24 protein-coding genes are annotated in these 24,889 nt (G+C 38.4%); 19 read left to right on the top strand and 5 right to left on the bottom strand.

Annotated elements, in window-relative coordinates; all coding sequences use genetic code 11:
- Positions 1–208: 208 nt before the first annotated feature.
- Both glyS and LG369_RS04750 read left to right on the top strand, forming a co-directional pair.
- The gene (glyS, locus tag LG369_RS04755; RefSeq protein WP_225750419.1) at positions 209–2,245 is read left to right on the top strand and encodes a glycine--tRNA ligase subunit beta; all 2,037 of its coding nucleotides are present in this window, start codon (positions 209–211) and stop codon (positions 2,243–2,245) included.
- A gap of 27 nt (positions 2,246–2,272) precedes the next feature.
- On the top strand, positions 2,273–2,530 hold the full coding sequence (locus LG369_RS04750; protein WP_225750418.1) for a DUF896 family protein: 258 nt from the start codon (positions 2,273–2,275) through the stop codon (positions 2,528–2,530).
- An 80-nt stretch (positions 2,531–2,610) separates the two neighbouring features.
- On the opposite strand, the gene LG369_RS04745 is transcribed toward LG369_RS04750, so the two are convergent.
- The 3 genes from LG369_RS04745 to LG369_RS04735 are packed head-to-tail and all read right to left on the bottom strand — an operon-like array spanning position 2,611 to position 5,436.
- Positions 2,611–3,858, bottom strand: coding sequence for an NAD(P)H-dependent oxidoreductase (locus tag LG369_RS04745; protein ID WP_004252639.1), 1,248 nt, complete (start codon positions 3,856–3,858; stop codon positions 2,611–2,613).
- A 17-nt stretch (positions 3,859–3,875) separates the two neighbouring features.
- Entirely contained in the window at positions 3,876–4,481 is a 606-nt protein-coding gene (locus LG369_RS04740; RefSeq protein ID WP_004252640.1) for an NADPH-dependent FMN reductase, read from the bottom strand.
- 34 nt (positions 4,482–4,515) lie between these two features.
- Complete coding sequence (locus LG369_RS04735; RefSeq protein WP_225750417.1) at positions 4,516–5,436, bottom strand: FAD:protein FMN transferase; 921 nt, start codon at positions 5,434–5,436, stop codon at positions 4,516–4,518.
- Between the two features lie 318 nt (positions 5,437–5,754).
- Between LG369_RS04735 and nox the strand changes: the two genes are divergently transcribed.
- Positions 5,755–7,134 carry a H2O-forming NADH oxidase gene (gene nox / locus LG369_RS04730; RefSeq protein ID WP_225750416.1) on the top strand — a complete coding sequence of 460 codons (1,380 nt, stop codon included), beginning with the start codon at positions 5,755–5,757 and terminating at the stop codon, positions 7,132–7,134.
- 58 nt (positions 7,135–7,192) lie between these two features.
- Here nox and LG369_RS04725 read toward each other — a convergent pair whose 3' ends face one another.
- Together LG369_RS04725 and LG369_RS04720 are read right to left on the bottom strand one after the other, a co-directional pair.
- A complete protein-coding gene (locus tag LG369_RS04725; RefSeq protein WP_004252643.1) occupies positions 7,193–8,053 on the bottom strand; it encodes a YitT family protein in 861 nt (286 codons plus the stop codon).
- Between the two features lie 62 nt (positions 8,054–8,115).
- Positions 8,116–9,768: an NFACT family protein gene (locus LG369_RS04720; RefSeq protein WP_225750415.1), complete on the bottom strand. Its 1,653-nt coding sequence runs from the start codon at positions 9,766–9,768 to the stop codon at positions 8,116–8,118.
- A gap of 104 nt (positions 9,769–9,872) precedes the next feature.
- On the opposite strand from LG369_RS04720, the gene ybeY reads away from it, so the two are divergent.
- The 16 genes from ybeY to ftsW all read left to right on the top strand — a co-directional run bounded on the left by ybeY (position 9,873) and on the right by ftsW (position 24,889).
- The gene (ybeY, locus tag LG369_RS04715; protein WP_225750414.1) at positions 9,873–10,370 is read left to right on the top strand and encodes an rRNA maturation RNase YbeY; all 498 of its coding nucleotides are present in this window, start codon (positions 9,873–9,875) and stop codon (positions 10,368–10,370) included.
- Positions 10,351–10,746: a diacylglycerol kinase family protein gene (locus LG369_RS04710; protein ID WP_004252647.1), complete on the top strand. Its 396-nt coding sequence runs from the start codon at positions 10,351–10,353 to the stop codon at positions 10,744–10,746. The genes ybeY and LG369_RS04710 overlap by 20 nt, the downstream gene beginning before the upstream one ends.
- Before the next feature lie 17 nt (positions 10,747–10,763).
- Complete coding sequence (gene era, locus LG369_RS04705) at positions 10,764–11,663, top strand: GTPase Era (protein ID WP_225750413.1); 900 nt, start codon at positions 10,764–10,766, stop codon at positions 11,661–11,663.
- A 48-nt stretch (positions 11,664–11,711) separates the two neighbouring features.
- Positions 11,712–12,536: a DNA-formamidopyrimidine glycosylase gene (mutM, locus tag LG369_RS04700; protein ID WP_225750412.1), complete on the top strand. Its 825-nt coding sequence runs from the start codon at positions 11,712–11,714 to the stop codon at positions 12,534–12,536.
- Positions 12,536–13,129 carry a dephospho-CoA kinase gene (coaE, locus tag LG369_RS04695; protein WP_225750411.1) on the top strand — a complete coding sequence of 198 codons (594 nt, stop codon included), beginning with the start codon at positions 12,536–12,538 and terminating at the stop codon, positions 13,127–13,129. Before mutM ends, coaE begins: the two co-directional genes overlap by 1 nt.
- Positions 13,130–13,212: 83 nt before the next feature.
- Positions 13,213–13,362 carry a 50S ribosomal protein L33 gene (gene rpmG, locus LG369_RS04690; protein WP_007519517.1) on the top strand — a complete coding sequence of 50 codons (150 nt, stop codon included), beginning with the start codon at positions 13,213–13,215 and terminating at the stop codon, positions 13,360–13,362.
- Positions 13,363–13,401: 39 nt separating this feature from the next.
- Complete coding sequence (secG, locus tag LG369_RS04685) at positions 13,402–13,635, top strand: preprotein translocase subunit SecG (RefSeq protein ID WP_000282517.1); 234 nt, start codon at positions 13,402–13,404, stop codon at positions 13,633–13,635.
- A gap of 214 nt (positions 13,636–13,849) precedes the next feature.
- Positions 13,850–16,192 carry a ribonuclease R gene (gene rnr / locus LG369_RS04680; RefSeq protein WP_225750410.1) on the top strand — a complete coding sequence of 781 codons (2,343 nt, stop codon included), beginning with the start codon at positions 13,850–13,852 and terminating at the stop codon, positions 16,190–16,192.
- The gene (gene smpB / locus LG369_RS04675) at positions 16,155–16,622 is read left to right on the top strand and encodes an SsrA-binding protein SmpB (RefSeq protein WP_001051741.1); all 468 of its coding nucleotides are present in this window, start codon (positions 16,155–16,157) and stop codon (positions 16,620–16,622) included. Before rnr ends, smpB begins: the two co-directional genes overlap by 38 nt.
- 14 nt (positions 16,623–16,636) lie before the next feature.
- Positions 16,637–17,497 (top strand): SAM-dependent methyltransferase TehB, encoded by an 861-nt coding sequence (tehB, locus tag LG369_RS04670; RefSeq protein WP_225750409.1) that lies wholly within the window; start codon positions 16,637–16,639, stop codon positions 17,495–17,497.
- A gap of 189 nt (positions 17,498–17,686) precedes the next feature.
- Positions 17,687–18,835 (top strand): hypothetical protein, encoded by a 1,149-nt coding sequence (locus LG369_RS04665; protein ID WP_225750408.1) that lies wholly within the window; start codon positions 17,687–17,689, stop codon positions 18,833–18,835.
- An 81-nt stretch (positions 18,836–18,916) separates the two neighbouring features.
- Entirely contained in the window at positions 18,917–19,873 is a 957-nt protein-coding gene (locus tag LG369_RS04660) for a competence protein CoiA (protein ID WP_225750407.1), read from the top strand.
- Between the two features lie 18 nt (positions 19,874–19,891).
- On the top strand, positions 19,892–21,694 hold the full coding sequence (gene pepF / locus LG369_RS04655) for an oligoendopeptidase F (protein WP_225750406.1): 1,803 nt from the start codon (positions 19,892–19,894) through the stop codon (positions 21,692–21,694).
- 5 nt (positions 21,695–21,699) lie between these two features.
- Positions 21,700–22,413 (top strand): O-methyltransferase, encoded by a 714-nt coding sequence (locus LG369_RS04650; protein WP_004252662.1) that lies wholly within the window; start codon positions 21,700–21,702, stop codon positions 22,411–22,413.
- 74 nt (positions 22,414–22,487) lie between these two features.
- Positions 22,488–23,477 (top strand): peptidylprolyl isomerase PrsA, encoded by a 990-nt coding sequence (gene prsA, locus LG369_RS04645; RefSeq protein WP_225750405.1) that lies wholly within the window; start codon positions 22,488–22,490, stop codon positions 23,475–23,477.
- Between the two features lie 200 nt (positions 23,478–23,677).
- The gene (gene ftsW, locus LG369_RS04640; protein WP_004252665.1) at positions 23,678–24,889 is read left to right on the top strand and encodes a cell division peptidoglycan polymerase FtsW; all 1,212 of its coding nucleotides are present in this window, start codon (positions 23,678–23,680) and stop codon (positions 24,887–24,889) included.

The following is a 24,889-nucleotide window of genomic DNA, read 5'->3' as shown; positions in this document are numbered from 1 at the left end:
AATTACAGGAATAAATGACTGAAAGTCGACCGTAGGTCGCTAAATAAAACAAGACCGCTGTAGTGAAAGTCGGATAAGAAGTTTCTTATCCGATTGGGGAACTGACGAGACTTAAGGCTTGGCAGTTAGCAATGAAACCGAAGGTTTGCTTGCGTCCCCCACTACTAAAGGTCTTGTTGAAGAACATTAATTGTGTAAAGGAAAAAACATGACAAAAAACTTATTAGTAGAACTAGGACTTGAAGAGTTACCAGCCTACGTTGTCACACCAAGTGAAAAACAACTCGGGGAAAAAATGGCAGCCTTCTTGGATGACAACCGCCTTTCATATGAAGGGATTCAAACCTTCTCAACTCCCCGTCGTTTAGCTGTTCGTGTACTTGGTTTAGCAGACCAACAAACAGATTTGACTGAAGATTTTAAAGGACCTTCTAAGAAAATTGCTTTGGATGCAGAAGGAAATTTCTCTAAAGCTGCCCAAGGATTTGTCCGTGGAAAAGGCTTGACTGTAGATGACATTGAATTTCGTGAAATCAAAGGTGAAGAATACGTCTATGTAACTAAGCATGAAGCTGGAAAACCAGCGGAAGAAGTTCTGACTGGAATTCCAGAAGTCTTGGCTAGCTTAAGTTTCCCTGTTAGCATGCGTTGGGCAAACAATACCTTTGAATACATCCGTCCAGTCCACACTTTGACAGTGCTTTTGGATGATGAAGCTCTTGAACTAGATTTCTTAGATATTCATTCAGGCAGAGTCAGCCGCGGACACCGTTTCCTTGGACATGAAGTTGAAATCCGTCATGCTGATAGTTACGAAGAAGACTTACGCAAAGTCTATGTCATTGCTGATAGTATTGAACGTGAAAATATGATTCGTGAACAAATTAAGGAAATTGAAGCAGAACAAGGCGTTCAAGTACAGATTGATGAAGGACTTTTAAACGAAGTCTTAAACTTGGTCGAATATCCAACCGCTTTTATGGGTAATTTTGATCCTAAATACCTAGAAGTTCCAGAAGAAGTTTTGGTTACTTCAATGGAAACTCATCAACGTTATTTTGTTGTCCGTGATCTTGATGGAAACCTAAGACCAAACTTCATTTCAGTTCGTAACGGAAATGCTGAACACTTGGAAAATGTCATTCGAGGAAATGAGAAAGTTTTGGTTGCCCGCTTGGAAGATGGAGAATTCTTCTGGCGTGAAGACCAAAAACTCAAGATTGAAGATTTAATTGCTAAACTTTCACACGTTACCTTCCATGAAAAGATTGGTTCACTTCGTGAACACATGATTCGTACAGGGCAAATTGCTATCCTGCTAGCAGAAAAAGCTGGTCTATCAGTTGATGAATCTATTGATCTTGCTCGTGCTGCAGCCATTTATAAATTTGACCTCTTAACCGGTATGGTTGGTGAATTTGATGAGCTTCAAGGGATCATGGGTGAGAAGTATGCGCTTCTTGCAGGTGAAAATGCTGCAGTGGCACAAGCAATCCGTGAACACTACCTTCCAGACTCAGCAGACGGAGCTCTTCCTGAATCTAAAGTTGGAGCAATACTTGCACTAGCCGATAAATTAGATACTCTCTTATCTTTCTTCTCTGTTGGTTTGATTCCATCTGGTTCAAACGACCCTTATGCCCTTCGTCGTGCAACACAAGGGATTGTTCGAGTCTTAGAAGACTTTGGATGGAATATTCCAATGGACGAGTTGATTGCCAGTCTTTATGCTTTATCGTTTGATAGTTTAACTTACGATAACCAAGAAGAAGTGCTTAACTTCATCAAAGCTCGTGTTGATAAGATGATGGGTTCTACTGCAAAAGATATTAAAGAGGCTGTTCTCGCAAGTTCAAACTTTGTTGTCTCTGATATGATTGAAGCAGCAGAAGCTCTTTCAGAAGCTGCGAAAACTGAAGATTACAAATCATCAGTTGAGTCATTATCTCGTGCATTTAATCTAGCAGAAAAGGCAGAAGGTTCAGTCAAAGTTGATGCAAGTCTCTTTGAAAATGAACAGGAAAAAGAACTAGCTCAAGCGGTAGAAAACCTAGAATTGAAAGGTTCAGCAAGCGATAAATTAACACAACTATTTGCTCTTAGTCCAGTTATTGATGCATTCTTTGACAATACCATGGTTATGGCAGACGATATTGATATTAAGAATAATCGTTTGGCTATTCTAGCTGAACTTGTCAATAAAGCAAAAACAGTAGCTGCTTTTAATCTTCTTAATACAAAATAAAATTAAAAAATAGATTGGAGGTCCAATATGATACCAGAAAAAATCGCTCGTATTAATGAACTTGCTAAAAAGAAAAAAACAGAAGGCTTGACTGCGGAAGAAAAAGTAGAACAAGCCAAACTTCGTGAGGAATATATCGAAGGCTATCGTCGTTCAGTACGTCACCACATTGAAGGAATCAAAATCGTCGATGAAGATGGTAATGATGTGACTCCTGAAAAACTTCGTCAAGTGCAACGAGAAAAAGGTTTACACGGCCGTAGTCTTGATGATCCGAATTCATAAATAAAAAAATTCTCGGTTTGTGTGTGAACCGAGATTTTTTTATTGAAAAAAGGAACCGAATGGTTCCTTTAGGTTATTTTTTAGTTACTTGCACCAGAAGTAGCATCAGCAGCTCCGTGGCCACCATCACCATGTCCTCCAGCGTCAGATGCACCAGAAGTAGCATCGGCATCTCCGTGACCTCCAGCAGCAGGAGCAAAAGGTCCGCTACCGCCTACCAAACGTTGACCAGTTTCTTTCAAGTACCAGTCAAGCCATGGTTGGAAGTTAAAGACAATTTCATTGATACCAGCATATGATCCATCAGGATAGTACATAGCTTGGTAGTTGTGAGTATTAATAACACCTGCAGGTGAACCAGGAACAATTGTACGTACGTATTCTTGGTTGCCATTGCGAAGCGTACCAATAACCCACTCAACGTTTTTCATACGTGCAGGTGGAAGTGATCCGTGAACTGTTGACATACGGCTACCAGATTGAGGTGGTACACGTTTCGCAAACATTGTTTCTGGATCTTGGTGAGCATTGTTGTAGTAGAGGAATTGGTTGTTGTCATCAGCATATGTCAATTCAAAAGGCATAGCTTTCAAGAACATATCGATTTGGTTAACTGTAAGGATACCATGGTCAAGTTTAACGTATGTATCACCAGATACAGCTCCTGTGATTTCTGCAACTTTTTCTACCCATTCTGGATCATCAGGGTCAACTTCTGTAATAGTTGTGGCAATTGGTTTTCCACAATCCAAGTCTTCTGGTTCAATTGGTTTTGGTTTTTTCAAATTAGATACGACTCCTACGTATTTGACAAAGTTATCTAAGCAAGTTTCAAGGAATTTAACAGTTCCTTCGTTAATAATATTTCCTTTTGCATCAAAAGCTTCTTTGGCTTTTCCAAGAAGGAACTCATTACCTGGTAATGTGTAAGCATTTACTCCTGGTGCATCAAGAATTTTACGAAGGTGAACTTGAGCACGTGAAGTTCCTTGATCGTAGTATGAAGCACCCACAATCATAACTGGTTTGTTTTCAAATGGATGAACTTCGTATGAAAGCCATTCAAGGACTGACTTAAGTGAAGCAGAAATAGTGTGGTTGTGCTCTGGAGTAGCAATAATCACACCATCAGCTCGAGTAATTTTGTTGTAAAGAAGGCGCAACTGGAAGCTCTCGTCCCATTTTTCGTCTTGGTTAAACATTGGAACTTCATCGATTTCCAAAACTTCTAGTTCAAATTTAAATTTAAACTGACGGCGGATGAACTCCAAGAGTTTGCGGTTATATGATTGATCGTAGTTTGATCCAACAAGTCCAACAAATTTCATTCTTTCGATCTCCTATCTTACAAATTTTCCCAATCAAAATCTTCAGCATCTTTGCGAAGAAGTTCTTGTGCGTTACGCAATTTCTCGGTAACTTTAACAAAGATACGGAAGTCATCAAAGATGGCATCCAATTTCTTGATGACATCAAGATCTACCAAGTCTCCATTTTGATCAAATGCTTGAAGAGAATGTGAAAGCAAGAATTCATCTGGGAGAACATTTGCTTTGATTTCAGGAGCATTAAGAATTTGACGAAGTTGCAATTGAGCACGTGATGAACCGAGTGTACCATATGAAGCACCTGTAATCATGACAGGTTTGTTCAAAAGCGGGAATACACCATATGAAATCCAAGCAAGAGCGCTCATAAGAACAGCTGGGATTGAGTGGTCGTATTCTGGAGTACCGATAATAACTCCATCAGCAGCTTCGATTTTAGCAGCGATTTCCGTAGCTTCAGCTGGGATTTGTTTGTCAGCTGGTTTGTTAAATACAGGTAGATCTTTAATTTCTACCAATTCGATTTCTGCTTTATCAGCAAAGTGTTTCTGCATATATTGAAGCAGTTGGCGGTTTGTGGAACGTTTTGAGTTAGTTCCTACAATAGCAATAAGTTTAAGCATGGGCTTTCCTTTCTCTTTTTGCATTATTAATGATTTATCGTTGGATACCAGATGAACAAGCTAAGCGTCCATCTTTGTCAATGAGGATGGCTTCGATACCATCAATATTTTCGACTTGCCACATAATAGAGGCGCTACGTTCGCCAAATAATCGTGTGGTCCATATCTCGCCGTCAACAGAGCGTTCAGATATAATGGTTAAACTAGCTAAATCCGTTTCAATAGGATAGCCTGTTTCACTATCGAAAATGTGATGATAATCCTTGCCATTGATTGCAAGATGCCGTTCATAAATCCCAGATGTAACCACTGATTTATCAGTAATAGATAAGGTCATCAGGTGATTACCGCGTGGATTATTTGGATCTTGAATGCCAATTTGCCACGGACGTCCATCTTTTGATTGGTTGTTCCCAATTGTGAGGATGTTTCCTCCAAGATTGATAAGAGCAGAAGTGACGCCGTTTTCTTTTAAGAAAGCTGCAACCTTATCTGCACTGTACCCCTTTGCTAAACACCCTAAGTCAATTTTCATTCCCTTTTTTTCTAGGAAAACTGTAGAATTGACTGAATCGAGTTTAATAAAATGAGGGTCTATTAGTGCTAAGGCTGAAGCAATTTCTTCAGGGCTTGCAACCTTTGCATCGGAAAAACCAATACGCCAGGTTTGAACCAAAGGCCCTATACTAATATTGAGATGACTTTTAGGAGCTAGACTGTGTTCTAGACCTAATGAAATCAGCTCAAACAAATCAGGGTGGACTTTAACTGGGGCAATACCTGCCTGATAGTTAATTTCCATTAATTCAGATTCAGTACTGTTAGCATTGAAGCGGAATTCAAGTTCCTTGAGCAAATCAAAAGCTTGACGGAGAAGATTATCGGCTTGTTCATGTACTAAGGAAATAGTAATCGTAGTTCCCATTAATCGCTCAGATGATGAACTAAGAGACAAAGAATCAACTCCCTTCGAATCACTGGGAAATAGCTACAAATCTTGAATGAATAAGAAATTTAAAATTTATAATCTATTTCCATATAAATAGAATATCATAAAGTCAGCGTTTTCACAAATCATTTTTTACAAAAAGTCAAGAAATATGCTTAAAAAATTAAAAACAGCTCCAAATCAATAAGAACTCTTTGAAAACAAATTGATATATCTTTCAAAAACTTTCTTAAATAACATCAAACGGGTCAAAAGTCTTGAAAACGTTAACAGATAATGGTATACTTGAGAGGTAAATAAAAAAATAAAGGTAGGATTTATCTTATGAGTAAAATCGTAGTCGTGGGTGCTAACCACGCTGGAACTGCATGTATCAACACTATGTTGGACAACTTTGGAAACGAAAACGAAATCGTTGTATTTGACCAAAACTCAAACATTTCATTCCTTGGATGTGGAATGGCTCTTTGGATTGGTGAACAAATCGACGGAGCTGAAGGATTGTTCTACTCTGATAAAGAAAAATTGGAAGCAAAAGGTGCTAAAGTTTACATGAACTCACCTGTTCTTTCAATCGACTATGACAATAAAGTTGTGACAGCAGAAGTTGAAGGTCAAGAACACAAAGAGTCTTATGACAAATTGATCTTTGCGACTGGTTCAACTCCAATCTTGCCACCGATCGAAGGCGTTGAAATCGTTAAAGGTAACCGTGAGTTCAAAGCAACTCTTGAAAACGTACAATTCGTTAAATTGTACCAAAACGCAGAAGAAGTTATCGAAAAACTTGCTGACAATAGCAAACACCTTGAGCGTATCGCTGTTGTAGGTGGTGGTTACATCGGTGTTGAGCTTGCTGAAGCTTTCGAACGTCTTGGAAAAGAAGTTGTCCTTGTTGATATCGTTGACACTGTATTGAACGGATACTATGACAAAGACTTCACACAAATGATGGCTAAAAACTTGGAAGACCACAACATCCGTTTGGCACTTGGTCAAACTGTTAAAGCTATCGAAGGTGAAGGAAAAGTTGAACGCTTGATCACTGACAAAGAAACATTTGACGTGGATATGGTTGTTCTTGCAGTTGGTTTCCGTCCAAACACTGCACTTGCTGATGGTAAGATCGAACTCTTCCGTAACGGTGCTTTCCTTGTTGACAAGAAACAAGAAACATCTATCCCAGGTGTATATGCTGTTGGTGACTGTGCGACTGTTTATGACAACGCTCGTAAAGACACTAGCTACATCGCTCTTGCATCAAACGCTGTTCGTACTGGTATCGTAGGTGCTTACAATGCTTGTGGACATGAGCTTGAAGGAATCGGTGTTCAAGGATCAAACGGTATCTCAATCTATGGTCTTAACATGGTTTCAACTGGTTTGACACTTGAAAAAGCAAAAGCTGCTGGTTACAACGCAACTGAAACTGGATTTAACGACCTTCAAAAACCAGAATTTATGAAGCATGACAACTATGAAGTAGCTATCAAAATCGTCTTTGATAAAGACAGCCGTGAAATCCTTGGTGCTCAAATGGTATCTCGTGATTCAGCAATTAGCATGGGAATTCACATGTTCTCACTTGCAATTCAAGAACACGTTACAATTGATAAATTAGCATTGACAGACCTATTCTTCTTGCCACACTTCAATAAACCATACAACTACATCACAATGGCTGCACTTACAGCAGAAAAATAATTGATGATATGACAAAAAAAGTAACTTCAACTATTGAAGTTACTTTTTTATTTTAAGGTTAAGAAACCTCGTCTCTTGCTGGGAAAGTAAACCCTTCTCCAAGGATTTCGTGAGCTTCCGTGATAGTGATAAAGGCCATCGGATCAACTGTATGAATCATTTCTTTCATCTTCACGATTTCATTTCTTGCGACAATACAGTAAATAATCTTTAAGTCCTTTTGGCTATAGTAGCCTTGTCCTGAGATAAAGGTAACACCACGACCGAGTTCTTCGTTAATTTTATCGGCTAATTCCATCGGTTTTTGAGTGATAATCATAAATCCTTTTCCAGCATATCCACCCTCACCGATTAAGTCAATAACTCTTGAAACGATGAAGTCAAATAAGAGAGTATAGGTTACAAGACGTAGGTCTTGGAAGATGATTAAAATCAACATTAGAATCAGAAAATCAAGTCCAAAAAGCAATTTTCCAACAGAGATATTGGTGTATTTATTAAGGATACGAGCGACGATATCAGTACCACCAGTTGTTCCACCTGCGTTGAAAATAACACCGAGTCCAACACCTAGGAGGACACCAGCTACTAAAGCAACCACAACGAGATCTCCTTCAAGGTTAAACTGGAGAGGAATTTTTTCAAAGATAGCTAACCAGACGGAAACGGCAATGGTTCCAAGTAGACTGGAATACAATGATCTTAGTCCAAATATTTTCCAAGCTAGTAGGAAGAGAGGGATATTAATTAAGATATTCATCAGCGAAATAGGGATATTAAAGAGATAGTAGGTAATCAAGGTTATCCCTGTTGCTCCACCTTCGAACAAGTGATGTGGAACAACAAAATAAGTAAGTCCGAAGGCGAAGATAGCAGCTCCGAATATAATAGTTATAGTTGATTTAATATGCCGTAGCATTGAGCTCCCCTCCTATTTTTGTGTAAAAGTGAAGTAAAAATATTTTTAAAATAAGACTGATATTACAACTTCATGGATTCAATTTTCTCGGAATCAGGTGTAACACGAAGAGTTTTTTGACCGGTATAGGTAACAAAACCAGGTTTTCCACCAGTCGGTTTATTGAGTTTTTTAACCTCAATCATATCCACTTGAACAAGATTAGAAAGACGGCCTTTCGAATAGTAGGCTGCGAGTTCTGCAGCATCCGTCTTGACTTCGTCAGAAGGATTGAGGTTTCCTGAGATGACCACGTGGCTTCCTGGGATATCCTTAGCATGAAACCAAAGTTCCTCTTTGCGTGCAATCTTAAAGGTTAATTCCTCGTTTTGAAGATTGTTTCGTCCAACGAGAATAATGGTTTTCCCATCGCTAGCCAGATATTTCTCTGGCTTTTTACGCTTTTGAATTTTTTCGCGTTGGCGTCTTCTAATAAAGCCTGTTTGAATTAATTCTTCACGAATTTCAGCAATTTCATCTAAACCAGCTTGGCTAAGAACGGTTTCTACACTTTCCAGATAAAGAATGGTAGCCTTGGTTTCTTCAATTAGATCAGTCAGGTATTTGACAGCCTCTTTTAACTTCTGATAACGTTTGAAGTATTTTTGAGCATTTTGATTTGGTGTTAAAGCCTTATCAAGTGCGATTGTAATTGGCTGATTGGTGTAGTAGTTATCTAAGACGACTTGGTCTTGGTCATTTGGAACTTGATGAAGAAAAGTCGTTAGTAATTCACCTTTTTGTCGAAATTCCTCAGCGTTTTCAGTAGCCTGAAGTTCTTTTTCTTGCTTCTTAAGCTTTTGACGATTTTTTTGTAGTTCATTTTCAACACGACGAATGAGTTCACTAGCCTGTTGTTTGACGCGATCACGTTCTGCCTTATCTTTGTAAAAAACATCAAGAAGTTGAGATAAGCTTGAAAAATGTCCTTCGATTTTAGTTGAAAAAGGGACACAAGAAAAAGACTTATCAGTTAAGCATGGGTTGGTTTCTTGCTTAAAAAAGCCACGAAAATTGGAAAGCCTATCATCAGTTAATAAATTCTCTAATTCAATTGCCGTATCACGGCCTAAACCTTGAAAGAGGCTTTGAAGGTTTTTAGCTGTCAATTCCTGTGTTTGTAGGATTTCAAAAAGTTTTTCATCCTTAATGGTAAAAGGATTTAGGGCCTCTGTACTTGGTGGGGCTATGTAAGTTGCACCAGGTAGGAGTGTACGGTAACTATTTTGAGAGAAACCAATGTGCTTGATCACCTCAAGAACTTTGTTGCTAGACTTATCTACGAGGAGGATATTACTATGTTTACCCATAATCTCAATGATGAGGGTGGCTTGAATATCGTCTCCAATCTCATTCTTGTTAGAAACAGTGATTTCAACGATTCGATCGTTTTCAATCTGCTCGATAGACTCGATAACAGCACCCTGTAAATATTTCCTTAAAACCATGATAAAGGTAGAAGGTTGAGCAGGGTTTTCAAAGGTCGTTTCTGTCAACTGGATGCGCCCAAAAACAGGATGAGCAGAAAGGAGCAGACGATGACTTTGGCGATTGCTACGGATTTGTAAGACCAATTCTTGATCAAAGGGTTGATTAATTTTTTGAATGCGACCGTTTAGTAGTTCAGCTCGCAATTCCTCAACCATGTGGTGTAAAAAAAATCCATCAAATGACATGGTTCTCTCCTTATGAATGTATTCCATAGTATTATATCAAAAAGGTAGAATAAAATCATAGAAATATGGTATAATAAAGCCAAGTAAAGAGAATCGAGAAACGCATGTATATTGAAATGGTAGATGAAACTGGTCAGGTTTCTAAAGAAATTTTAAAGCAAACTCAAGAAATTTTGGAATTTGCTGCTAAAAAGATTGGAAAAGAAGACAAGGAGATGGCAGTCACTTTTGTGACCAATGAACGCAGTCATGAACTCAATTTAGAGTTTCGTGCTACTGACCGTCCAACAGATGTTATTAGCCTTGAATACAAACCTGAATTAGAGATTACCTTTGATGAAGAGGATTTGGCAGAAGATCCTGACTTAGCAGAAATGATGTCAGAATTTGATTCTTATATCGGCGAGTTATTCATTTCAATTGATAAAGCGCTTGAGCAAGCTGAAGAGTACGGTCATAGTTTCGAACGTGAAATGGGCTTTTTAGCTGTGCACGGTTTTTTACACATAAACGGTTATGATCACTACACTCCGGAAGAAGAAGCGGAGATGTTCGGTTTACAAGAAGAAATTTTAACAGCCTATGGACTCACAAGACAATAAACGAAAATGGAAGAATCGCGATTTGCTCTCAAGTTTAGATTTTGCCCTGACAGGTATTTTTACTGCCATAAAAGAAGAGCGTAATATGAGAAAGCATGCAGTGACTTCTCTCTTAGTTCTACTTGCAGGCATTGTTTTTCAAGTTTCCAGAATTGAATGGCTCTTTCTCTTATTAAGCATTTTTTTAGTAATTGCTTTTGAGATTTTGAATTCTGCTATTGAAAATGTAGTGGATTTGGCTAGCCATTATCACTTCGATATGCTTGCAAAGAAAGCTAAAGACATGGCTGCAGGTGCAGTTCTTGTAGTGTCTTTATTTGCTGCAGTGACTGGACTTATCATTTTCATCCCTAGGATTTGGGATTTGCTATTTTAAACATTATAGAGGTAACTATGACATTTAAATCAGGCTTCGTAGCCATTTTAGGACGTCCTAACGTCGGGAAATCAACTTTTTTGAATCATGTCATGGGGCAAAAGATTGCCATCATGAGTGATAAGGCGCAAACAACGCGCAACAAGATTATGGGAATCTACACGACCGATAAGGAACAAATCGTCTTTATCGATACACCAGGGATTCACAAGCCAAAGACAGCCCTTGGAGACTTCATGGTAGAGTCTGCCTACAGTACCCTTCGAGAAGTCGATACGGTTCTCTTTATGGTGCCAGCAGATGAACCACGTGGGAAGGGTGATGATATGATTATCGAACGCCTCAAGGCAGCTAAAGTACCAGTCATTCTCGTCGTAAATAAGATTGATAAGGTGCACCCAGACCAACTCTTGGCGCAAATCGATGACTTCCGTAGTCAAATGGACTTTAAAGAAATTGTACCGATTTCAGCCCTGCAAGGAAATAATGTTTCGCGTTTGATTGATATTTTGAGCGAAAACTTAGAAGAAGGTTTCCAATATTTCCCAGCCGATCAAATCACAGACCACCCAGAGCGCTTCCTAGTATCAGAGATGATTCGTGAGAAAGTTTTACACTTAACTCGTGAAGAAATTCCACACTCAGTTGCGGTAGTGGTAGACTCTATGAAACGTGATAAGGAGACAGACAAGGTTCATATCCGAGCAACCATCATGGTTGAGCGTGACAGCCAAAAGGGAATCATCATCGGTAAAGGCGGTGCCATGCTCAAGAAAATTGGAACCATGGCTCGTAAAGATATCGAACTCATGTTAGGAGACAAGGTCTTCCTAGAAACATGGGTCAAGGTTAAGAAAAATTGGCGCGATAAGAAATTAGATCTTGCCGATTTTGGTTACAACGAAAAAGAATATTAAGAAGAGGTGGGCTGTAGCCTGCTTCTTGTTTTTAGAGAAGGAGGAGCTATGCCTGAATTACCAGAAGTTGAAACTGTCCGACGAGGATTGGAAAAATTGATTCTTGGCAAGAAGATTTCAACTATTGATATTCGTTATCCCAAGATGATTAAGACAGATTTGGATCAATTTCGGAAGGAATTGCCTGGTCAAGTCATTCAGGCCATGGGGCGCCGTGGGAAATATTTGCTTTTTTATCTGACAGACAAGGTCTTGATTTCACATCTGAGAATGGAAGGGAAATATTTTTATTATCCTGATGAAGTTCCCGAACGTAAGCATGCCCATGTTTTGATTCATTTTGAAGATGGTGGGACTTTAGTCTATGAGGATGTCCGTAAATTTGGGACTATGGAGTTGCTAGCTCCTGAACTTTTAGAAACTTACTTTTTGTCCAAGAAACTTGGTCCGGAACCCACTGAGAAGGATTTTGATTTAGGAAGTTTTAAACTAGCTTTGAAAAAATCTAAAAAGCCCATTAAATCTCATTTACTGGACCAGACTCTCGTTGCAGGATTGGGAAATATCTATGTTGATGAAGTTCTTTGGAGAGCAAAAGTTCATCCTTCTAGAACCTCTAATAGTTTAACACCGCAAGAGGTCAGAAAAGTCCATGATGAAACAATCAATGTTTTAGGGCAGGCTGTTGAAAAGGGTGGTTCAACCATTCGCACTTATACCAATGCATTTGGAGAAGATGGGACCATGCAGGAATCGCATCAAGTATATGACAAGGCAGGTCAATCTTGTTCGCGTTGTGGAACCATCATCGAAAAGATTCAGCTTGGTGGTCGTGGAACTCACTTTTGTCCAAAATGTCAAAGGAGGAAGTGATGGGAAAAATAATTGGTATCACTGGGGGTATAGCGTCAGGTAAGTCCACTGTCACAGAATTTTTAAGACAAAAAGGGTTTCAAGTTGTAGATGCGGATGCAGTCGTCCACCAACTACAAAAACCTAGTGGACGACTCTATCAGGTTTTAGTGGAGCATTTTGGGGAGAAAATCCTTCTTGAAAATGGTGAACTGAATCGCCCCTTACTTGCTAGCATTATTTTTTCAAATCCTGAAGAGCAAGAATGGTCTAAGAGAACCCAAGGTGAGATTATTCGTGAGGAGTTAGCTGCATTACGAAATCAGTTTGCTCAGACAGAAGCTATCTTTTTCATGGATATTCCACTGCTTTTCGAGCAGGACTATGCTTCATGGTTTGACGAAACTTGGCTAGTCTATGTAAATCGTGATGTTCAATTGGAGCGATTAATGAAACGGGACCAAATTTCAAAAGAAGCAGCTGAATCCCGTTTAAATTCTCAATGGCCTTTAGAAAGAAAAATTAGTCTGGCTAGTCACAGTCTAGACAATAATGGAAATCAGGAACAGTTGATAGCTCAAGTAGTTCAGTTGTTTGAAGAAATGTGTCTATAAATTAACATTGTTAGGAAGGAGAATTTTGGTATTGTTTGTTCAAATCATCTTAGATTGAAATAGTATCAAATACAGAAAATCTAGTGCGTGTAAAAATAAATCTAAAATGCTCCTCTTGTGGCAGCATGAATTATCTAACCAGTAAGAATTCCAAAACACATCCAGATAAGATTGAAGTCTTAAAGTATTGTCCCAAAGAAAGAAAAGTGACTCTACATCTTGAATCTAAGTAGAAATTATGGTAGAATAATAGGGATTTTAAGGAGTTTGATATGTATAACCTATTATTAACCATTTTATTAGTATTATCTGTTGTGATTGTGATTGCAATTTTTATGCAACCAACTAAAAATCAATCTAGCAATGTATTTGATGCCAGCTCAGGTGATTTGTTTGAACGTAGCAAAGCGCGTGGTTTTGAAGCCGTAATGCAACGTTTGACAGGAATCTTAGTCTTTTTCTGGCTAGCCATTGCCTTAGCATTGACGGTATTATCAAGTAGATAAGAAAATAATGGGCGAGACTAGGTCTTTGCCTATTTTTATTTTTATACTCTTCAAAAATCTCTTCAAACCACGTCAGCTTCCATCTGCAACCTCAAAACAGTGTTTTGAGCAACCTGCGTCTAGCTTTCTAGTTTGCTCTTTGATTTTTATTGAGTATTAAATGATGTTTGAGAAGGTTTTACACCAAAAAAATTTAACAATCTAGAAAGAAAACATGAAAGATAGAATAAAAGAATATTTAAAAGAAAAGGGACGAGTCACTGTAAATGACTTGGCTCAAGCTCTTGGAAAGGATGGTTCTAAGGACTTTCGAGAGCTCATTAAAACCTTGTCCCTGATGGAGAGAAAGCACCAAATTCGCTTTGAAGAAGATGGTAGTCTCACCTTGGACCAAAAGAAGAAACACGAGATTACCCTTAAAGGAATTTTTCACGCTCATAAAAATGGCTTCGGCTTTGTTAGTCTTGAAGGCGAGGAAGACGATCTTTTTGTAGGAAAAAATGATGTTAACTATGCCATTGATGGCGATACTGTTGAAATTGTAATCAAGAAGGTTGCGGATCGTCAAAAAGGAACTGCAGCTGAAGCAAAGATTATCGATATTTTAGAACACAGTTTGACGACAGTTGTTGGTCAAATCGTTCTTGATGAGGAAAAACCCAAGTATGCAGGTTACATCCGTTCAAAAAATCAAAAGATTAGTCAACCAATCTACGTTAAGAAGCCAGCTATTCAATTAGACGGTACAGAAGTTCTCAAGGTCTTTATCGATAAATACCCAAGTAAGAAACACGATTTCTTTGTCGCTAGTGTCCTAGATGTGGTTGGACATTCTACAGATGCAGGGATTGATGTCCTCGAGGTCTTGGAGTCAATGGACATTGTATCTGAGTTTCCAGAGGCTGTTCTTAAAGAAGCGGAGAGTGTTCCGGATGCACCATCAGAGAAGGATCTGGAAGGTCGTCTGGACTTAAGAGATGAAATTACCTTTACCATTGATGGAGCTGACGCAAAAGATTTGGACGATGCTGTTCATATCAAACCATTGAAAAATGGAAATATTGAACTAGGTGTTCACATTGCTGATGTCTCCTACTATGTGACAGAGGGTTCTGCTCTTGACAAGGAAGCCCTTAATCGTGCGACCTCTGTCTATGTGACAGACCGTGTAGTTCCAATGCTTCCAGAACGCCTTTCAAACGGAATCTGTTCTCTTAACCCTCAAGTGGACCGCTTGACTCAATCTGCTATTATGGAGATTGATAAAAATGGTCGTGTTCGTAATTATACGATTACACAGACTGTTATCAAGACAAGTTTCCGTATGACCTATAGCGATGTCAATGACATCCTAGCAGGTGACGAGGAGAAGAGACAAGACTATAAGAAAATTGTTCCTAGTATCGAACTTATGGCCAAACTCCATGAGACTTTGGAAAGTATGCGAATCAAGCGTGGTGCTTTAAATTTTGATACCAATGAAGCTAAGATTTTAGTCGATAAAAAAGGCAAGCCAGTTGATATTGTCCTTCGTCATCGTGGTGTTGCTGAACGTATGATTGAGTCCTTTATGTTGATTGCTAACGAAACAGTTGCCGAGCACTTTAGCAAGCTGGACCTACCTTTTATCTATCGTATCCATGAGGAACCTAAAGCTGTGAAAGTTCAGAAGTTTATTGATTACGCTTCAAGTTTTGGATTGCGTATCTATGGGACTGCTAGTGAGATAAGTCAGGAAGTCCTTCAAGACATCATGAGTGCTGTTGAAGGCGAGCCATATGCGGATGTATTGTCTATGATGCTTCTGCGTTCGATGCAGCAGGCTCGTTATTCTGAGCATAATCACGGTCACTATGGATTAGCTGCAGACTACTACACTCACTTTACCAGCCCAATCCGTCGTTATCCTGACCTTCTTGTTCATCGGGTGATTCGTGACTATGGACGTTCTAAGGATGTAGCAGATCATTTTGAACAAGTCATTCCAGAGATTGCTACCCAGTCTTCCAATCGTGAGCGCCGTGCCATCGAGGCAGAGCGTGAAGTAGAAGCCATGAAAAAAGCTGAATACATGGAAGAGTACGTTGGTGAAGAGTATGATGCAGTTGTTTCAAGTATCGTTAAATTTGGTCTTTTTGTTGAATTGCCAAATACAGTTGAGGGATTGATTCACATTACCAATCTACCTGAATTTTACCACTTTAATGAACGCGATCTGACCCTCCGTGGGGAGAAATCAGGAATTACTTTCCGAGTGGGACAACAGATCCGTATTCGTGTCGAAAGAGCAGATAAGATGACTGGCGAGATTGATTTCTCCTTTATTCCAAGTGAATTTGATGTCATCGAGAAAGGTCTGAAAGGCTCTGGTCGTAAGGATAGAGGGCGTCGTTCAGATAAGAAAGAAGATAAGAGAAAAGCTGGTCGCTTAGGTGATAAGCGCAAGCATTCTCCAAAAGACAAGAAGAAAAAAAGCAAGAACCCTTTTTATAAGGAAGTAGCAAAGAAAGGAGCCAAGCATGGCAAAGGGCGAGGGAAAGGTCGTCGCGCAAAATAAAAAAGCGCACCACGACTATACAATCGTAGATACGCTAGAAGCAGGAATGGTCCTGACAGGAACTGAGATTAAGAGTGTTCGAGCAGCCCGCATCAATCTGAAAGATGGGTTTGCCCAGGTTAAGAATGGGGAAGTATGGCTGAGTAATGTCCATATCGCTCCGTATGAAGAGGGCAATATCTGGAATCAGGAACCCGAACGTCGTCGTAAACTTCTCCTTCATAAAAAACAAATCCAGAAATTAGAACAAGAAACCAAAGGGACAGGGATGACCTTAGTTCCTCTTAAAGTTTATATCAAAGATGGCTATGCCAAGTTACTTTTAGGACTTGCAAAAGGGAAACATGATTACGATAAACGTGAGTCTATCAAACGCCGCGAGCAAGATCGTGATATTGCGCGTGTCATGAAAGCTGTTAACCACCGATAGAAAGAGTGAAGAATATGGAAAAACTAGTTGCCTACAAACGCATGCCTGTCTGGAATAAAGACACCATGCCAGAAGCTGTTCAAAGAAAACACAATACTAAGGTCGGAACCTGGGGCAAGATTACCGTATTAAAAGGGACTCTTAATTTTATTGAGTTGACTGAAGACGGGGAAGTTATAGCTGAGCATCTCTTTGAAGCAGGTGCTGATAATCCTATGGCTCAACCGCAAGCCTGGCACCGAGTAGAGGCCGCAACAGACGATGTGGAATGGTACTTGGAATTTTATTGTAAAGCAGAGGATTATTTCCCCAAGAAATACAATACTAATCCAGTTCATTCGGAAGTTTTAGAAGCTATGGATACAGTAAAACCATGTAAGGCACTAGACCTAGGATGTGGTCAAGGAAGAAATGCACTCTTTCTAGCTCAACATGGCTTTGATGTCACAGCTGTAGATCAAAATGAGCTATCTCTTGAAATCTTGCAAAGCATTGTGGAACAAGAAGACTTAGAAATGCCTGTAGGTCTCTACGATATCAATTCAGCTAGCATTGGACAAACTTACGATTTTATCGTATCGACTGTTGTTCTCATGTTTTTACAAGCAGATCGCATTCCAGCTATTATTCAAAACATGCAAGAACAAACCTCAATTGGAGGTTACAATTTGATTGTGTGTGCTATGGATACAGAGGATTATCCTTGCTCAGTCAACTTCCCATTTACCTTCAAAGAGGGTGAGTTGGCAAATTACTACAAGGACTGGGAATTGATCAAGTACAATGAAAATCCAGGTCATTTGCACCGTCGTGATGAGAATGGCAATCGTATCCAACTACGTTTTGCGACCATGTTGGCTAAAAAAGTAAAATAAATGAATAAAAGGGATAGAGAGCAGTCGTTTTCTATTCCTTATTTGTTACCCTAATAAGAAAGGGAAATCTCAATTTATGCTATACTAGAAGTAGGAGAAGTCGATGAAATTAATCAGAATTGTGATAGTTTTAAAACGATTCTGATCGCCCACTATTCTTTCAGACTTTTTTGTCTAGGAGGTCTTAAGATGACTAGTCTTTTAATTGAACTATACGACCGTCATACCATTGAAAAAAATGTCTACCAAGCTTTTGTCAGTGATTGTGATGAGATTTTATACCTTTCTACTAGAAAAATTACTGAGGAAGATAAGCTATCCTTGAAGCATTTTCTAATGGAACAAGTTCCACACTTAAAACAAGTACATTTTCGACAATTCCACCTAGAAAATATCTGCCAGGAATTAGACGTATTTATCAATGATTTTGAGTCAGTGACCATCGATGTTTTTGGTGGAGATAATCTATTAGCAATAGTTCTATATCAGTATGGTTTGGAGAAAGGTATTCCCATTATTGCTATGGATGTTGAACAAGGAAGGCAGTATTCCTGGGATAGGGGTAACATAAAGGATAAAGATTTAGCTATCCCAAGTTTATCCATTGAACAATTGATAGCTTTACGTGGTGGAAAAGTCCTTAAATCAAGAAGACCTCAGCATTCTAATAAGCAAGTGCTAGCTATAAAAAAATTGGCCAAATATGCAATCGAAAATCCTGAAAAATGGTATCAGATTACCCAATTCTTTGCACTGGCAAAAACAAATGATTTTCACGCTGAAACAGCAAAAGTTTTGGAGAGTAATGGAAAAATTTATTCTTACCCCAGTAGCTTGATCCCTTTGTTCACAAAAGCTAATTTATTGAAAGTAGAAGAGGAAACAACAGATACTGTTACTTATATATTCCCAACACCAGAAGCACATCTGTTATGTCGGACAAAAGGGCATATTTTAGAATTGTATATCTATTTACTAGCCCTCGAATCGGAGTATTTTGATGAATGTATGATTGGTATTGAGATTGACTGGAATGGGATTTTCCCTGAGGCTGACAATGTTCAAAATGAGATTGATGTTATTCTTCGTAAAGGTCACTCTGTAGTTTTCATTTCTTGTAAAATGACGGATCTAGCAGTTGAAGCTATTAACGAACTTGAAGTTTATGCCAATCATTTTGCAGGTGATAATTGTTTGAAAATGATTGTTTGCTCTGGAAAAATCAATCCTGTTTATAGTCATCGTTGTCAGGAATATGGTGTAATGGTGATAAAGCAGGATCAAATACAGAATCTTATTCCCATGTTGCGGAAATATATGAAGAACAAACGTAAATGATACTAGATGTTATAGTGAAGAAAGGCTGATTTTATTGGCCTTTTTCTTATCCTTTTCGAATAATGTAGAAAAGGGGGATATATGTTTTTAGCTAGAGATAAAAAAGGTCATTTAATCAACGCGTTAGAGAATGAGGTAAAGAAACAAGCTTATTATTGTCCAGCTTGCGGAACGAGTGTTCGCTTGAAAAAAGGAAAAAATGTAAGAACTCATTTTGCGCATGAAAGTTTAAAAAGTTGTGATTTTTATCATGAGAATGAAGGACCAGAACATTTGGAGAATAAGGTGGCACTTTTAAATTGGGCTAAGAAAGATGCTGAAGTAGAGATGGAATATTCCATACCTGAACTGAAGCAAATCGCAGATATCCTCATCAACAAGCAATTAGCACTGGAAGTTCAGTGTAGTCCTATTTCTTGCGAACTTTTACGGGAGAGAAGCAATGGTTATCGAAGTTTGGGAATTCAAGTTCTTTGGCTACTGGGAGAAAAGCTCTGGCTAAAAGAGAGACTAACTAAACTTCAAAGAGATTTTCTTTATTTTAGTCATAATATGGGATTTCATCTTTGGGAGTTAGACCATAAAAGACAAGTTTTGAGACTCAAGTACCTTCTTCACCAAGATTTGAAAGGAAAACTCCATTATCAGGTCAAGGAATTTTCTTATGGCAAAGGAAATCTTCTAGAAATTTTACGTAGTCCTTATCAGCAACAAACTCTTAGTACTTTTTCAGTTGAGCAAGATAGAGATATTTGTCATTACATTCAAAAACAGCTCTACTATCAAAACCCCTATTGGATGAAACAACAAGCCCAAGCTTACTTAAGAGGAGAAAATCTTTTAAATCTAAAAAAACAGGACTGGTATCCCCAAGTAAGGCCGATAGAACGTGGTCATTTTTGTCAGATAAGTCAAAATCTATATGATTATTACCGCAACTTTCAGGCTTATTATGAACTGAATCCACAAAATCAGCAACAAAAGCTCTATCCACCTGCTTTTTATCAGCATTATTTCTCGAAAAATATGGTAAAATAGAAAGGATGGAGGAAATTTATGGTATTACAACGAAATGAAATCAATGAAAAAGATACATGGGATCTATCAACGATCTTTGAAACAGACCAAAAATGGGAAGAAGAATTAGCCCTATTAACTGAGGATACAAAAGAAGCAGCTAGTCTTGAGGGACATCTTTTGGATAGCGCAAAAAGCCTTCTTAATATTACAGAGCGTTATTTGGATTTGAGTCGTCGTCTTGAAAAACTCTATGTCTACGCTCATATGAAAAACGACCAGGATACACGTGTTGCTAAATATCAAGAATACTATGCAAAGGCAATGACTCTATACAGTCAACTCGACCAGGTGTTCTCTTTCTATGAGCCAGAATTTATGGCTATAACAGAAGAGCAGTATCAAAACTTTTTAGCAGAAGAACCAAAACTTCAACCTTATAAACACTTCTTTGATAAACTCTTACAAAATAAGGAACATGTTCTTTCACAACGTGAAGAAGAGTTGTTAGCAGGTGCTGGTGAAATCTTTGGTGCTGCTAGTGAAACCTTTGCTATCTTAGATAATGCAGATATCGTCTTTCCATTTGTTAAAGATGAAGATGGAAATGAAGTGCAGTTGTCACATGGTGTCTATATGCGCTTAGTAGAATCTAAGAACCGTGACGTTCGTCGTGGTGCATATGAAGCACTATACTCTACCTATGAGCAATACCAGCACACTTACGCTAAAACCTTGCAGACAAATGTAAAAGTACAAAACTACCGTGCAAAAGTTCGGAACTACAAGAGTGCGCGTGAAGCTGCTCTTGCGGCCAACTTTGTTCCAGAAAGTGTCTATGACAACTTAGTATCTGCTGTTCGTAAGCATTTGCCATTATTGCATCGTTATCTCTCACTTCGTTCAAAAATCTTGGGTATTCCAGACCTTAAAATGTACGATGTCTATACACCATTGTCTTCAGTAGAATACAGCTTTACTTATGAGGAAGCCTTGAAGAAGGCAGAGGAAGCTTTAGCTGTTCTTGGTGAGGATTACTTGAGTCGTGTTAAACGCGCCTTTAGCGAACGTTGGATTGATGTGTATGAAAACCAAGGCAAGCGTTCAGGTGCATACTCTGGTGGTTCCTACGATACTAACGCCTTCATGCTTCTTAACTGGCAGGATAATCTCGATAATCTCTTTACTCTCGTACATGAGACAGGTCATAGTATGCATTCTAGCTACACGCGTGAAACACAACCTTATGTATACGGAGATTATTCAATCTTCTTGGCCGAAATTGCTTCAACAACCAATGAAAATATCTTAACTGAAAAATTATTGCAAGAAGTTCAAGATGACGCAACACGCTTCGCTATTCTAAACAACTTCTTGGATGGTTTCCGTGGAACAGTCTTCCGCCAAACTCAATTTGCTGAATTTGAACATGCTATTCACCAAGCCGATCAAAATGGTGAAGTCTTGACAAGCGAGTTCCTAAATGAACTTTATGCTGACTTGAATGAAACATATTATGGTTTGAAAAAAGAAGACAACCCTGAAATTCAATATGAATGGGCTCGTATTCCTCATTTCTACTATAACTATTATGTTTATCAATATTCAACAGGTTTTGCTGCTGCTTCAGCCCTAGCTGAAAAGATTGTTCATGGTAGTCAAGAAGATCGTGACCGCTATATTGATTACCTCAAGGCTGGTAAGTCTGATTATCCACTCAATGTTATGAGAAAAGCTGGCGTTGATATGGAGAAAGAAGACTACCTCAATGATGCTTTTGCAGTCTTTGAACGTCGCTTAAATGAGTTTGAAGCACTTGTAGAAAAATTAGGATTGGCATAAGATCCATGGTAGAATCTTACAGTAAAAATGCCAATCACAACATGCGTAGACCTGTTGTTAAGGATGAGATTGTGGAATTTATGCGCCACAGACAAGAGCAGGTGACTGGTTCTTTAAAAGAATTAGAAAACTTTGCTCGCAAGGAGAATATTCCTATCATTCCTCATGAAACAGTCGCTTATTTCCGTTTCCTAATGGAAACAATTCAACCAAAAAATATTTTAGAAATTGGAACGGCAATCGGATTTTCAGCTCTTTTAATGGCGAATCATGCTCCAAACGCAAAAATAACAACCATTGATAGGAATCCTGAAATGATTGGTTTTGCCAAGGAAAATTTCGCCAAGTTTGATAATCGCCATCAAATCACTCTTTTGGAAGGCGATGCGGTAGACGTTTTGTCAACATTGACAGAGACCTATGATTTTGTTTTTATGGATTCTGCAAAATCCAAATACATCGTATTTTTGCCAGAAATCCTAAAACACCTTGAGGTTGGTGGAGTAGTTGTCTTGGATGATATTTTCCAAGGTGGAGACATTGCTAAGGATATTATGGAAGTCCGACGCGGGCAACGAACTATTTATCGTGGTTTGCAAAGACTATTTGACGCAACTCTAAACAATCCGGGATTAACAGCTAGTCTAGTTCCTCTTGGAGATGGAATCTTGATGCTAAGAAAGAATCAAGCAGAAATAGAACTGCCTGATGTTGATTAATTTCAGATATTTTTAAGACAATTTAGTAAAATAGATAAGGTAAACATTTATCTAGTGTATAAAAAGGAGTAAACATGAAGAAAAAATTATTGGCTGGTGCCATCACTTTGTTATCAGTAGCTACTTTGGCTGCTTGTTCAAATAGCTCTCAAGGAGCTGACCTCATCAGTATGAAGGGTGATGTCATCACTGAGCACCAATTTTATGAAGAAGTGAAAAACAACCCAACTGCTCAACAAATTTTGCTCAATATGACAATCCAAAAAGTTTTTGAAAAACAATATGGATCTGAAGTAAGTGACAAAGAAGTAGAAGATGCGGTAGCAGAAGAGCAAAAAAGATATGGTGATAGCTATCAAATCGTTCTTTCTCGTGCTGGTATGACAGCAGAAAGCCGTAAAGCTCAAATTCGTACAAGTAAACTAGTTGAATACGCTGTTAAGAAAGCTGCAGAAGCTGAATTGACAGATGAGAACTACAAAAAAGCATACGATGAGTACACACCAGAAGTAACTGCTCAAGTTATTAAACTTGACAGTGAAGATAAGGCTAAGGAAGTACTTGCTAAAGCACAAGAATCTGGATCTGACTTTGCACAATTGGCTAAGGATAATTCAACTGACGAAAAGACAAAAGCAAATGGTGGAGAAATCACTTTTGACTCTGCATCAACAGAATTGCCAGACGTTGTTAAAAAAGCAGCCTTTGCCCTTAATGTTGATGGAATCTCAGATGTGATCACAGCTCCAGGTACACAAGCTTATTCAAACAGTTTCTATATTGTGAAATTGATCAAGAAAACAGAAAAATCTTCTAACTGGGAAGATTATAAAGAAAAATTGAAGACAGTTATCTTGACTCAAAAACAAAATGATGCTACTTTTGTTCAAGGTGTAATTAGTAAAGAGTTGCAGGCGGCAAATATCAAGGTTAAAGATCAAGCCTTCCAAAATATCTTTACTCAGTACATTCAAAGTGATACAACAACTCAAACAACAACTACATCAGCAGCAACTGAAACGACAACAACTGCAGCTGAAACGACAACAACATCTTCAAACTAAAGATGAAAACTCTATCTTTCTACTCTTGAAAGGTAGAGTTTTTTTGAATATAAGCTAAAATATAAATAAATGTTTGTGAATTCTAAAAGCTTAAATTCAGTGCATTAACGGATAAGAGTTTTTTTCTAGTCTAAAAAGTGGTATAATAGCATGTAAAACTAGAATGAATAGAAAATTAAAAATTTAGTAGATGGTGAAATATGAAAATTAGTAAAAGGCACCTGTTGAATTACTCTATTTTAGTGCCCTATATTCTCTTATCCGTTCTGGGATTAATAGTGGTATATTCGACAACGAGTGCATCCTTGATTCAGGAGGGTAAGAGCGCCTTTCAATTAGTTCGAAATCAGGGCTTGTTTTGGATCGTTAGTTTGTTGCTTATTGCAGTAATCTATAAGCTGAAACTTGGTTTTCTTCGAAACGAACGTTTGTTATTTATCGTTATGTTTGCTGAGTTAGTGTTACTAGCTTTAGCTCGTTTGATTGGGATTCCCATCAATGGTGCATACGGTTGGATCAAAGTAGGACCTATTACTGTTCAGCCTGCGGAATACTTGAAAATTATCATCATTTGGTACTTGGCTCAACGTTTTTCAAAACAACAAGAAGAAATTGCCGTTTATGATTTCCAAGTTTTAACTCAAAACCAATGGTTTCCTAGAGCGTTTAACGATTGGCGATTTGTACTTTTAGTCATGATTGGTAGTTTGGCTATTTTCCCTGACCTTGGAAATGCTACAATTCTCTTTTTGGTAGCATTGTTGATGTACTCAATTAGTGGGATAGCTCACCGATGGTTTGCAACTATTCTTGGAGTATTGACCAGTTTATCCTTTGTTTCTCTAACAACCATTAAGCTTGTTGGTGTTGATAAGTTTTCTAAGATTCCAGTATTTGGATACGTAGCTAAACGATTCAGTGCTTTCTTTAATCCATTTGATGATGTCGCTGGTGCAGGACACCAGTTGGCAAATTCATACTATGCTATGGTAAATGGAGGATGGTTTGGGCTAGGATTAGGAAACTCTATCGAAAAACGAGGCTATCTACCTGAGGCACACACGGACTTTGTTTTCTCTATTGTAATTGAAGAGTTTGGATTTGTTGGTGCCAGTCTTATTTTAGCTCTATTATTCTTCCTAATTCTTCGTATTATTTTAGTGGGGGTACGAGCAAAAAATCCATTTAATTCTATGGTAGCAATCGGTATTGGTGGAATGATTTTAATTCAGGTATTCGTTAATATTGGAGGGATTTCAGGATTGATCCCTTCAACGGGTGTAACTTTCCCATTCCTTTCACAAGGGGGGAATAGTCTCCTGGTTCTATCAGTAGCTATCGCCTTTGTGTTAAATATCGATGCTAGTGAAAAGCGTGCAAAACTCTACCGCGAATATGAAGCACAGCTCTAA

The sequence above is a fragment of the Streptococcus sp. Marseille-Q4154 genome (genome assembly GCF_916700545.1).
Classification (GTDB): Bacteria; Bacillota; Bacilli; order Lactobacillales; family Streptococcaceae; genus Streptococcus; species Streptococcus infantis_I.
This window is presented reverse-complemented; position numbering and strand designations above follow the sequence as displayed.